We start from the raw sequence: 10421 nt of genomic DNA, 5'->3' as shown, positions 1-10421 counted from the left end.
TGGCAGGATCAACCAGAATTTGGAAGTAATGCACACTTGCTTAAACTTGGGTGGAATTAGCGGTTACTAAACAGATTTCCGCATTGCCAATGCCAACGTCAGAACCAACCCGCATAAACCGCGGTCATGTTGGTTCTCCATCACGAGGAAACTATATTTGTATTTGATGGTATTTAAGCCTTGTTTTCCCGCATGAGATCCGATGCGGCGCACCGAACACCCATGCAGGCAACCGAAGGCTTCCCGCCGCGGTTTCACGGCGGAACAACCATTATAGTTCATTTTGAAGGAAACAATGTTTGTTCTTTGCCAGATATAAACATTGTCTTCCCGCATCAGATCCGAGCGAGATTGCTCGGACCCTCATTGCAGTTGACGGCGCCACGACCAGACCACCCCGGAGGGCTGCACGGTTCGGCACCACATCAACACAGCCTTACAATGTTGTCGCCGCTGCAATATATAAGTTTCCCCTAAACATCAGATCCGAGCGAATCCGCTCGAACCCTCATAACGGTGTGAAGCGACGGACGACCGCGCCCAGGCCGGGCAGAATCGTCGTAAACCGCTCCCCATTCGACCATATCAGGTGGTCGTCGCGAGTATATATACTTTGAGCCCGGTGGCGAGCGCTCCGGGGGTGAATACCACCATTCTTGACCGAAAACCCCCGGGATCAGAGAGGAGAACGCATCAGCCGGATCACCACCACAGGCATGCGCGCAGATCCTCCCACCCGGATACCCGAAAAAATGCTGAGAAACAGAGAACCCCCGACAGATCATGCCGGAAAAAACGGAGCCACAGAACGCACGAAGACCGACCGACCGCCCCCGGCGAGACGCCCGGCGAGCGGTGCCGCATCATGCCTCGCCGCACGGCGGAGCCTCGTCGCCGACGAATATCTCACCAAAGAACTCGTCCTGCCAGAGCGCAATCTTCCCCTCGAGCATCAGAAAGAGCAGGGGGATGTAGACGTCACGCGCAGCCCACCCCATCTGCGAGGAGAGTTCGCCGAGCGTCGTGGGCGCGCCGCTGCCCGCCGTGCGCAGGTAGCCTTCAAGCACCGTCGACACGGCGCGCTGATACCCCTCATCATGGGCAAGCCCGACAACATCCTCCGCGTTCAGGTGCAGGTCCGTGTCCCTGACTGCGGCACTCCGTCGCCGCTGCCGGCGCTGCTGCTCCCGCTCCGCCGTCTTCAGCTGCTTGATCAGCTCGTAGAGCGTCACCGGCGGACGGCTCCGCACGCTCTTCCTGCCCAGGCGCCGCTGGATCTCCCGTTCGAGCCGCTCCATCGGTTCGGCGGCGTGGACAGGATCGAAATCGCACTCAAGATCGACGAAGAGGGCATCGTCGTCGCCGAGCAGGTCGTCCTCATCCGGCTCATCGTCGATCGTCTCCAGATACTCCGACTTCATCCGCAGCAGCGTCGCCGCGTAAAAGAGCGTCCGCCCCGAGATGCGGAGATCGAGCTCCTTGCGGTGCTCGAGTTCGGCGAGGAACCGGTCGGTCAGGTCGACGATGTCGATATTCCAGGGATCAACCTCCCCCCGTTCGGCCATGCCGACTAGGATCTCGATCGGCTCCTCATCCATTATTCTTCACACCGGTCACGTAGGTGCTCTTGTCGGGCCGGATGGTCACACCGATGATCCGGTCGGCGCGCTCGATCATCGGCTTACGCAGCGAGACGATCATCGACTGTGCGCGCGACGAGAGCTCCTTGATCATATCGGCGATCCGCTCCACGTTGTTCCCGTCCAGGAACATATCGACCTCGTCGAGCGCGTAGAACGGCGCCGGCATGTACTTCTGGATCGAGAAGATGAACGCAAGCGTCGTCAGCGACTTCTCCCCGCCGGAGAGCGAGGAGAGGAGGTGCACCTTCTTGTCCCGCGGCTGCACCGCGAACGTCATGCCGCCGGCGAACGGATCGTCCTCGTTCTCGAGGATCAGGTGCCCGCTCCCGTCGGTGAGCCGCGCGAAGATCTCCCGGAAATTTGCATCGATGAACGAAAACGCGGTCATGAATGCGTCGTACTTCAACTTCTCAAACTTCTCGATCCGCTCGAGAAGCATCGTCCGTTCACGGGAGAGGACGTCTTTCTTCTCGGTCCGCTCCTCCAGCCGCTGCAGCACCCGGTCACACTCCTCGATCGCCAGCATGTTCACCGCGCCGATCTTGCGGACGGCGCGCTCGGCCGCATCGATGCCGGCATCGATCTCAGCGAGCGTCAGATCGGTCTGCAGGTCACCGGCCTGCTCGCGCAGGAGGGCAAGCTCCTCAAGCTGCGAGCGTTCCCGGTCGCAGAGAGCCTCCATCTGCATCCTGGTCCGCTCAACCGCCCCCTCAAGCTCGATGATCCGCTTCTCCACATCCTGGATCCGGGCGACGGATTCCTCGCGCTCACGCCGGAGGTCCGCGAGTTCCTGCGAGAACTCCTCCTGCCTCGCCTCGAGGTGCTCTATCGACCGGCAGTGCTCCTCGATCTGCCCGGACAAAGCGGTGATCTCGGCGTCGATATCCCGGTTCTTCCCGGCGACCCGTTCCCGCTCCGCCCCGAGCTCCTCGAGGCGGTTGACAAAGTGCTGCCGCTCGCGTTTGGCATCCGCGATATCCGCTTCCTTGTTCCGGAGCCGCTTCTCGGTCTCGTCGACCTCTCTGCGGTAGCGCTCGTACTCCTCGGTGAGCGCGGGGATGCCGGTGTCGTCCAGTTTGGCCTTGAGGGCATCGATCTCGCCGGTGAGCCGGGAGAGTTCGGCGTTCGCCATAGCGAGATCGCTCTCGAGGCGTGCAAGCTCCGCACTTCCGCTCTTCGCCCCCTGCTCCATCTCCGCAAGCGTCGATGCGAGTTCCTGCTTCTCGCCTTCGAGAACGTCGACGCGTTTTCGGAACTCCTCGGTGAGCATCCGGTAGCGTGCGAGCTGCTCGTCAAGCGCACTGCGTCTGCTGCGCATCTCCTCCGAGACCGACGAAGAACGCTGGATCGCGGCGCCGACCTCCGCCGCTTCGGCCTCGAGCCCGATCAGCGCGGCGCGCAGGCGTGCAATCTCGTCGTCGACCGCGACCCCGAAACCCTTCATCTTCTTCTGCTGCGATCCGCCGGTCATCGCCCCCGCCTTCTCGAGGACCTCGCCGTCGAGGGTCACCATCTTGTAGCGGCCCATCATCCGCCGGGCGCGCTCGAGCGTATCCACGACGACCGTGGTGCCGAAGACCACCCGGAAGGCCCGGTCGAACTCGGGGTCGTACTCGAGCAGATCGACCGCGTACCCGACGACGCCCGGGTCCGCGTCCAGCGGGGAGAGAATGGGCGGCCGGAGCTTGTTCAGCGGCAGGAACGTGACCCTGCCGAGCCGGTTCTCCTTCAGGAACCGGATCGCATCCGAGGCCACGCCGTCGCTGTCGACGATGACGTAGCGGAGCCTGCCGCTCGCCGCCACATCCAGCGCCGTCGCATAGTCGGGCGGCGCCCGTCCGAGCTGCGCGACGGTGCCGTGGACGCCGTCCATCCCGAGGATCTGCTCCATCGCCCGTCCGGCCGCGTCTCCTCCCGCCTGCTGCTGCGCCTCAAAGCGCATGATATCCTGCTCATGAGAGCGGATCTCCTTCTTCAGCCGGTCCAGGGCAGAGCGGCGCGCGAAGAGAGACCCCTCCGCCTCGGCAAGATCACGCTCGAGGCGCCGTTTCTCCTCCTCGCAGTCGACCATCGAGGCGGAGTACTCGGCAACCTGCGCGTGCTTGCTCTCGAGTTCCTCGTCCACCTGGCGAAGACGGGACTGCAGCCGTTCTCGCTCCGAGGTCCGCATCCGGCTCTTCTCGATGATCAGGTCCTGCTCGTGGAGAAGGTTCGCCCGGACCTCCTTCTGCTGCTCGGAGGCGTTCATCAGGGCGAAGAGCTGGTCTTTCACGCCCTCGACCTCTCTGCTCTCGGCCTGGATCCGCTCTTCGACGCCGGACATCTGCTCCCGCGCAGTGGCAAGCTCCATCGCGAGGTTCGCCCTGTCGATGCTCATCGTGCGGATCTGCTCGCCGGTCTCGGTCACGCGGGACTCGGCACGCTTGCTGTCCATGTAGACCCGCTTGACGGACTCCAGATTCTCCTCCTTCTCCCGCTTCAGGCGCTCGATCGTTTTTTCGGCAACCTTGATCCCGCTCCGCTCCTCCTCAAGCTGCCCGACGATCCGCAGAAACTCGGTGCCGCTCCTGGCATTGATCTCGCGGTCGAGGTCGCCGAGCTGGCAGCGCATCTCGGCAAGCGTTTCGTTTTTGCCGGCGATCTCCGCGCCAAGCCGGGTCTGCTCCGCCTGCTGGTTCTGCATGAGCTCCTGCAGCGCTCCGATCTCCTGCTCCTTCTGCCGGACCTGGGCGGCACCGCGGCAGCGGGAGAGGTGTGCGATCTCGTTCTGCCACCGCTGGTGTTCGAGCGCCTGTTCGCGCTCGTGCTGCAGTGCGTCAAGCCGCGTGGCGAGCTCGTGAAGGATGATCTCCTCACGCTCGATCCGCTCCCTGACAACGCCGAGCTCGCCGAGCGCCTGCTCGCGCTTATGATCGAACTCGGCAACACCGGCGATCTCGTCGATGATCTTGCGCCGTTCGGTATTGCTCATCTCCATGATGCGCGTGATGTCACCCTGCATCACGACGTTGTAGCCCTCCGGCTTGATCCCGAACTTCGCCAGAAACTCGATGACGTCACCCTGCTTGCAGAGCCGGTTGTTCAAGTAGTTGTAACTGTAATACCCGGTCGCCGTCCGTTTGATCCGCCGGCGTATCGCGGTGCCGTCAGAGAAGGTGACGGTCACCTCCGCCGTGTTCTTGCCGGTGTTGACGTTGATCAGATCGGTCAGCTTCTCGGCCCGGAGCCCGCGGGCGCCGGAGAGTGCAAGCACGAAGAGAACGCTATCGATGATGTTGCTTTTCCCTGATCCGTTCGGGCCTGAAACGACAGTGAAACCCTCAAAAAATGGAATTTTGGTCTTTCTTCCGAAAGACTTGAAGTTGTCGATCTCAAGCTGCGTAATGTACAAGGATCAGGCTCCCTACTGCTTCGAATCAAACTCGATAGTATCGTCATCTTCTGCATGAATAATGTTGTCGGCTTCTTTCCGGCGCCGCTGCCCGGAATCGGCGACGACGAGGCTGTCGGACGACCCCTTCCGCCCGCCGCTCATGGGTTTGTTGTCGTACCGGGTGCTCGCGACGATGTACTCGGAACCCCCCCGCCGTTCGGGCTTGAGCGTCCCGTCGTTCTGCATGATCAGCTCGAGATCGTCGGCATCCTCCGGCGCCGGACGCTCGGACTCCCTGCGGGCTGCGCGGACTGCCGGAGGCTCCTGCTTCGCCGCCGCACCCTCGCGGACAGGCCGCCGGGCGCTCAGCACCGGCCGCTCGGGCTCTGCCGCAGCCGGCTCCTTCGGCATCTCCGCTTTCCGCGGCTCGGCCGGCAATGCAGCCTTTCCGCGCTCATCCGCCTGCCGCTGCATTTTCATGACGATCGATTTGAGATCGAGCATTTCACCGGTCAAACCCTTCACCAGGGCTTCGATATCCGCGATTTTCCGCTCAACGTCGCGCAGCCGCTCATCATCAATCTGTGAAATTTCCGTAGTTTCCGCCCCCTTTAATGTTTCTACTTCCGCTTCCCGGTCTGCAAGTTCCCGCTCCAGAAACCGAATCCGCGCATCTTTTTGTGCCATTATTTCCCTCAAAATTAACCTTGATGGTGCTTACGTATTAATATTTCATTTACATTCGACGGAAGAAAGAATATTACCTCTTCACGGCAACCTTTTTTTACATGTCTCATCTGGCACAATTCGATCCTGAAGTCGCAGGCGTCATTGAGAGCGAACGCCTGCGTCAGCTCAATGGATTGGAACTCATTGCTTCCGAAAACATCGTCAGCAGAAACGTTCTCGAAGCAATGGGGTCAATAATGACCAACAAATATGCCGAGGGCTATCCCGGAAAGCGCTACTACGGCGGCTGCGAGTACCACGATGTCGTGGAGAACCTGGCGCGCGACCGGATGTGCGAGCTCTTCGGGGCGGAACACGCCAACGTGCAGCCTCACTCCGGAAGCCAGGCAAACCAGGCGGTCTATTTTGCGTACTTAAACTACAAGGACAGGATCATGAGCCAGAGCCTCACGCAGGGAGGGCATCTCTCGCACGGTTCACCGGTCAACATCAGCGGCAAGTGGTACTCGATCTTCCAGTACGGCGTCGACCCCGAGAGCGAGACGCTCGACTACGCCGCACTCGAAGAGATGGCGCGGATCGTCAAACCGTCCATGATCGTCTGCGGTGCAAGCGCCTACCCGCGCGAGATCGACTTCAAGGCGTTCCAGGAGATCGCCGAAGGCGTCGGTGCCTCCTGCATGGCCGACATCGCCCACATCGCAGGGCTCTGCGCCACCGGCCACCACAACAACCCGGTCGGCGTCGTCGACTACGTCACCACCACCACGCACAAGACGCTCCGCGGGCCGCGCGGCGGCGCCATCATGTGCAGCAAAGAGGACGCGCCCGCCATCGACAAATCGGTCTTCCCGGGGATGCAGGGCGGCCCCCTGATGCACGTCATCGCCGCAAAGGCGGTCTGCTTCAGAGAGGCGATGCACCCCTCGTTCAAGGACTACTGCGGACAGGTCATCAAGAACGCGAAGACCATGGCAGAGGTGCTCAGCGCTGAAGGCCTCGACATCGTCTCCGGCGGAACCGACAACCACTTAATCCTCCTCGACCTGACGGGCATCTCCACGAACGGCGAGCACCTGACCGGTCTTGCGGCCGAGAACGCCCTCGGCGAGGCGGGCATCACGGTCAACAAGAACACGATCCCCCGCGAGCAGCTCAGCCCCTTCGTCACGAGCGGCCTGCGGATCGGGACGCCCGCCGTGACCTCCCGCGGCATGAAGGAAGAAGAGATGAAGCAGATCGGAGACTGGATCGCCCGCGTGCTCAAGGACGTCGCCCGCGACAAGAACTCCAAGAAGGCCATCGACGAGGTCAGAGAGGAAGTCGTCGCCATGGCGAGCAGGTATCCCCTGTACCCCGAAATCGCATGATACTGGACGGCAAAAAGGTCTCCGAAAAGAGACTTGAGATACTCAAGGAGCGGATCGAGGAGTCGGGGCTCTACCCCCGCCTCGCGACCGTCATCGTCGGCGAAGACCCGGGATCGCAGCTCTACGTCAGGATGAAGCACCGTGCCTGCGAACGGGTCGGCATCGGCTCCGTCGGCATCGAACTCCCCGAGGACGCGTCCACCGAGCGGGTGCTCGAGACGGTCGCCCGCCTGAACCGCGACCCCGATATCAACGGCATCCTGGTCCAGCTCCCGCTTCCCGGACAGGTCGAGACGGCGCGCGTCATCGAGGCGGTCTCACCCGGGAAGGATGTCGACGGGTTTCACCCGTACAGTCTCGGCCGCCTGCTCGCCGGGACGCCGGTCTTCTCGCCCTGCACGCCGAAGGGGATCATGACGATCCTCGCCGAGTACGGCATCGAGACGGCCGGGAAGCGCGCCGTCGTCGTCGGGCGGAGCATCGACGTCGGCAGGCCTATGGCGGCGCTCCTGCTCAACGCCGATGCGACGGTCACGATCTGCCACAGCAGAACGCAGAACCTTGCAGATGAGATGCGTTCTGCAGACATCCTCGTCAGCGCGGTCGGGAAGGCGCGGTTCGTCGGCCCCGATATGGTCGGGGAAGGTGCGACGGTCATCGACGTCGGGATCAACTACGACGAGAACGGGAAACTCTGTGGGGACGTAGACTTTGCGGCCGTTGCCGGGAAGGCGGGAGCCATCACCCCGGTGCCGGGCGGGGTCGGCCCGATGACGATCGCCACACTCATGGAGCAGACGTTCCTGGCTGCAACGCTGAGAGCATGCGACCCTGCGTTATAGATGGGATCCGGATAGGCGGCGGCGCTCCCGTCCGCCTGATGGGTGTCATCAACTGCAGCCCCGAATCTTTTTACTCCGGCTCCTATGCGGCCGCACCGGACGTGTATGACCGGGCAGCCCGGATGCACGAACAGGGAGCCGACCTGCTTGATATCGGTGCCAGAAGCACGGCTCCCGCCGCACCGCCGCTGAGCGTCGCCGAGGAGATCACCCGGATCGATGCGGCACTCACGGAGCTGGACGGGACCGGCTTTCCCGTCTCGGTCGACACGGTGCACCCGGAGGTGCTCGAGGTCTGCCTTCGGCACGAGATCCACGGGATAAACGACATCCGCGGGCTCGCCGACGCGGATTTTGCCCGTCTGGCCGCCGAATCGGGTCTGCCGGTCGTTGCGATGGCGAGCGTCACCCGGCCGGGCGACGCCGTCGGCTTCGATGCCACGCTGCAGGCGCTCCGGGCGGTGCAGGAACGCTGCGTGCGCTACGGGATCGAGAACTACATCCTCGACCCCGGCGTCGGCAGGTGGACGCCCGAGCGCTCGAGTGAGGACGACTGGGAGATCTGCCGGAGATTCGACGAGTTCCAGGCGCTCGACCGCCCGCTCCTCGCGGCGATCTCCAGAAAGACGTTCATCGGCGACCTGCTGGGTCGCCCGGCGCAGGGCCGCCTCGCCGGAACGCTCGCGGCCACCCTGATGCTGATCGAACGCGGTGCGGCGGCCGTCCGGTGCCACGACGTGCAGGAGACCGCCGACCTCCTGAAGGTGTATGAAGAAATGGTGAAAGCATGAACAGGAATGCATTCTGCGTATTCGGGTTGAAGACCGATCTCCTGCACCCCGGGGACGATGTCGTCTCCCATCTCGCGGCAGCATGCGCCGAAACCGAATACGGCGGATTTCAGGACGGCGACATCATCGTCGTCGCGGAGTCGCCCCTCGCCACCGCAGAAGGGAGGGTGGTCGCCATCAGCAGCGTGGAACCTTCGGAGCAGGCCGACCGGCTCGGCGCGGAGTACGGCATAGACCCCCGCCTCGTCCAGATCGTCCTCGATGAGAGCGACAGGGTCGTCGGCGGGATCCCCGGGTTTCTGCTCTGCCTGAAGAACGGGACGCTCCTCCCCAACGCAGGAGTCGACGCCTCGAACGCCCCCCCGGGCTCCGTCGTTCTTCTCCCGGTCGACCCGGACGCAAGCGCGGCGCGGATCCGCGCCGGGATCCGGGAGCGCTGCGCCGCCGAGGTCGGCGTCATCGTCGCCGACAGCAGGACGCACGCCATGCGCCTCGGGTCGAGCGGGGTTGCCATCGGGTGCTCCGGGCTGCTGTCGGCGATCGACGAATGCGGCAGGACCGATCTCTTCGGCAGGGAACTGCACGTCACAAAAAGGGCCGTCGCCGACTGCCTTGCATCGGCGGCGGAACTCGTGATGGGAGAGGCGGACGAGTGCGTCCCCGGCGCGGTCATCCGCGGGTCGGGGCTCCCGATAGGAGATTACTCGGGCGTGGCCGCGATCGACGCCTCAGAGTGTCTCTTCATGGGAACGGCGCTTCACGCCCACCCGTCCCTTCTCGATCGAAAGAGCGAACCCGAGCCGCTCTAAAAACTCCCTGCTCTTCCCCCGCCCGTGGATCAGCAGCTCGACCAGATCCTCTTTTTCGTCCATATCGGTCGACATCCGGTACGAGTCGATGACCTCGACCGAGAACCCGCACTCTTCGGCTATCCGCATATGATCGAGGAAACTCGCCCCATAATAGTCGGCACGGAAACAGCGCGGCTTTTTCAGAAAGATCGCGTTCGTCCCGCCGCCACGCCCCGGCACGATCGCCATGTCCTTCGCGGTCGAGACGAGGCGCTGGATGTCGCCTGCCCTGACGAGCGGGATATCGGCCATGATGATCAGCGCCGGGCAGTGGAACTGGGGGAGCGCCCAGTTGATGGCGTCGTTGAGCGGCTCTCTGCGCACGGCGATGAGGGCGTCCTCGTGCTCGAACGGGTCCGTGCAGAGGAGGGTCGCGCTGCACCCGGACTTCAGCACGGCGCCGATCACGTCGTCGAGCATGCACCGGGCGAAGGCTTCGCGCTCCTCCTGGTCGAGGACGCAGGATAGCCGGGTCTTGGGGTTGACCGGCTTGAAGGGGATCAGGGCGTGAAAATACATTCAAAACCGGTTGTCCAGTGATCGACAAAAAGCCATCGCTACCCTCGAAGCAGACCAGCCGGAAATCCGCTCCCCTGCCACCTTCCCGGTCCGCCCCGCCCCGGGATCGCACCGCCACGGTCCGCGGCATGGGCAGTGCCCTACGAAACACCTGATACTCCCGTTGTTGCGATCGCGTCCGGGAGTTCCCGATTGATTGCACCCCGGGGCACGGCTTTCCCCTGGGTATCGCCATGACTGCCCCCGCCCCTGGGGGCGGGGGAGGAGGCCGGAAGCCGGGTGGGGTTGACGATGTCTGGGGATCTTCGCGGGAGACAGGGGAGGGGAAAACCCCTCCCCGTC

At 63.2% G+C, this 10421-nt stretch carries 8 protein-coding genes; 4 read left to right on the top strand and 4 right to left on the bottom strand.

What is annotated here, in order from left to right; translation table 11 throughout:
• Positions 1-863: 863 nt before the first annotated feature.
• The 3 genes from FGU65_RS12490 to FGU65_RS12480 are packed head-to-tail and all read right to left on the bottom strand — an operon-like array spanning position 864 to position 5703.
• Positions 864-1598: a segregation/condensation protein A gene (locus FGU65_RS12490; protein ID WP_301664822.1), complete on the bottom strand. Its 735-nt coding sequence runs from the start codon at positions 1596-1598 to the stop codon at positions 864-866.
• Positions 1591-5034 (bottom strand): chromosome segregation protein SMC, encoded by a 3444-nt coding sequence (gene smc / locus FGU65_RS12485; protein ID WP_301664821.1) that lies wholly within the window; start codon positions 5032-5034, stop codon positions 1591-1593. Before smc ends, FGU65_RS12490 begins: the two co-directional genes overlap by 8 nt.
• A gap of 12 nt (positions 5035-5046) precedes the next feature.
• Complete coding sequence (locus FGU65_RS12480) at positions 5047-5703, bottom strand: hypothetical protein (protein ID WP_301664820.1); 657 nt, start codon at positions 5701-5703, stop codon at positions 5047-5049.
• 101 nt (positions 5704-5804) lie between these two features.
• Here FGU65_RS12480 and glyA point away from each other — a divergent pair, with 101 nt between their 5' ends.
• Genes glyA through cofE form a run of 4 tightly spaced genes read left to right on the top strand, consistent with a single transcriptional unit; the run spans position 5805 to position 9518 of the window.
• A complete protein-coding gene (gene glyA, locus FGU65_RS12475; protein ID WP_301664819.1) occupies positions 5805-7076 on the top strand; it encodes a serine hydroxymethyltransferase in 1272 nt (423 codons plus the stop codon).
• Positions 7073-7918 carry a bifunctional methylenetetrahydrofolate dehydrogenase/methenyltetrahydrofolate cyclohydrolase FolD gene (gene folD, locus FGU65_RS12470; protein ID WP_301664818.1) on the top strand — a complete coding sequence of 282 codons (846 nt, stop codon included), beginning with the start codon at positions 7073-7075 and terminating at the stop codon, positions 7916-7918. Before glyA ends, folD begins: the two co-directional genes overlap by 4 nt.
• Positions 7900-8709, top strand: a complete 810-nt coding sequence (folP, locus tag FGU65_RS12465) for a dihydropteroate synthase (RefSeq protein WP_301664817.1) — start codon at positions 7900-7902, stop codon at positions 8707-8709. The genes folD and folP overlap by 19 nt, the downstream gene beginning before the upstream one ends.
• Positions 8706-9518: a coenzyme F420-0:L-glutamate ligase gene (gene cofE / locus FGU65_RS12460; protein ID WP_301664816.1), complete on the top strand. Its 813-nt coding sequence runs from the start codon at positions 8706-8708 to the stop codon at positions 9516-9518. Before folP ends, cofE begins: the two co-directional genes overlap by 4 nt.
• Here cofE and cofC read toward each other — a convergent pair.
• On the bottom strand, positions 9438-10079 hold the full coding sequence (gene cofC, locus FGU65_RS12455; RefSeq protein ID WP_301664815.1) for a 2-phospho-L-lactate guanylyltransferase: 642 nt from the start codon (positions 10077-10079) through the stop codon (positions 9438-9440). The genes cofE and cofC overlap by 81 nt on opposite strands.
• Positions 10080-10421: the final 342 nt, after the last annotated feature.

The sequence above is a fragment of the Methanoculleus frigidifontis genome, assembly GCF_030464345.1.
Classification (GTDB): Archaea; Halobacteriota; Methanomicrobia; order Methanomicrobiales; family Methanoculleaceae; genus Methanoculleus_A; species Methanoculleus_A frigidifontis.
The sequence above is the reverse complement of the archived record's forward strand: the minus strand, read 5'-3'. Positions and strand labels throughout refer to the sequence as shown.

Coding starts and splice junctions, on each gene's coding strand:
- FGU65_RS12490 (WP_301664822.1), bottom strand. CDS start 1,598: ATGGATGAGGAGCCGATCGAGATCCTAGTCGGCATGGCCGAACGGGGG.
- FGU65_RS12480 (WP_301664820.1), bottom strand. CDS start 5,703: ATGGCACAAAAAGATGCGCGGATTCGGTTTCTGGAGCGGGAACTTGCA.
- glyA (WP_301664819.1), top strand. CDS start 5,805: ATGTCTCATCTGGCACAATTCGATCCTGAAGTCGCAGGCGTCATTGAG.
- folD (WP_301664818.1), top strand. CDS start 7,073: ATGATACTGGACGGCAAAAAGGTCTCCGAAAAGAGACTTGAGATACTC.
- folP (WP_301664817.1), top strand. CDS start 7,900: ATGCGACCCTGCGTTATAGATGGGATCCGGATAGGCGGCGGCGCTCCC.
- cofE (WP_301664816.1), top strand. CDS start 8,706: ATGAACAGGAATGCATTCTGCGTATTCGGGTTGAAGACCGATCTCCTG.
- cofC (WP_301664815.1), bottom strand. CDS start 10,079: ATGTATTTTCACGCCCTGATCCCCTTCAAGCCGGTCAACCCCAAGACC.